The 1,136-nt window shown below is 62.0% G+C and carries 1 protein-coding gene and 1 pseudogene; both read left to right on the top strand.

Going from position 1 to position 1,136, the window contains the following annotated elements; translation table 11 throughout:
- The coding region (locus EDC39_RS15225; RefSeq protein ID WP_148897244.1) for a (Fe-S)-binding protein at positions 1-879 on the top strand (879 nt) is incomplete at its 5' end.
- A gap of 162 nt (positions 880-1,041) precedes the next feature.
- Positions 1,042-1,136, top strand: a pseudogene (locus EDC39_RS15910) (electron transfer flavoprotein subunit beta/FixA family protein); the annotation flags it as partial.

Genomic DNA, 1,136 nt, shown 5'->3' with positions numbered 1-1,136 from the left:
AACCTGGTGCTGATGGAAGGCGAGTTCCCGGGCGAGGAAGTGCAGAAGGCGGTCGAGCAGACCGAAGTCAACGGCAACCCCCTCGGCATGGCGCCGGCGACCCGCGCCGACTGGGTCGAAGGGCTCGATGTCGCCGATTTCAGCAAGGGCGAAAGCGCCGACATTCTCTACTTCGTCGGCTGCTATGCCTCTTTCGACAAGCGCAACCAGAAGATCGCCCGCAGCTTCATTCAGCTGCTCACGGCCGCCGGCGTCCGGGTCGGCATCCTCGGCAAGGAAGAGAAGTGCTGCGGCGAGCCGGTGCGCAAGATCGGCAACGAGTATCTCTATCAGATGCTGGCTGCCGAGAATATCGAGCAGATCCGGGCCACCGGTGTGCAGAAGATCGTCACCGCCTGCCCGCACTGCTTCAACACCCTGGCCAAGGACTATGCTGATCTCGGTCTGGAGCTGCCGGTCGAGCACGCCAACACCCTGCTGGCCGGCCTGCTCGCCGAAGGCCGCCTGAAGCTCCGGCCGGAGCCTCTTGACTGCACCTATCACGATTCCTGCTACCTCGGGCGCTACAACGACCTGTACGAAGCGCCCCGTCAGTTGCTGACCGCCGCCGGCGCCAGAGTCGTCGAAATGAATAACAACAGGGTCGAAAGCTATTGTTGCGGCGCCGGCGGCGGTCGCATCCTCGCCGAGGAGAAACTGGGCGAGCGCATCAACCAGAAACGGGCCCGCATGGCGGCCGAGACCGGCGCCGGAACCCTGGTCTCCAGCTGTCCTTTCTGCATGACCATGTTCGAGGACGGCATCAAGGGCGCCGAACTCGAAGAGGCGCTGAAGCCGAAGGACCTGCTGGAAGTGCTGGCGGAACGTATTGCAAGCTGACAGATGATCTCGCGCAGAGACGCGAAGAGCGCAGAGCCCGTCTTGGTACTGAGGCGGACTGTTTTCTCTGCGTCTTGAGTGGGCAAAGCGAACGGGCGCGAGGAAATTCTGGGTGTTGCCTGCGTCGGAAGTGAAATCAAGAACCATAATCCGGAGGAAGCAATGAACATTCTGGTCTGCATCAAGCAGGTTCCGGACATGGAGTCGCGGTTCAAGGTGGCGGCGAACGGGACCTGGATCGAAGAGAGCGATCTGGC

The organism is Geothermobacter ehrlichii (genome assembly GCF_008124615.1).
Lineage (GTDB): Bacteria > Desulfobacterota > Desulfuromonadia > Desulfuromonadales > Geothermobacteraceae > Geothermobacter > Geothermobacter ehrlichii.
This window is presented reverse-complemented; position numbering and strand designations above follow the sequence as displayed.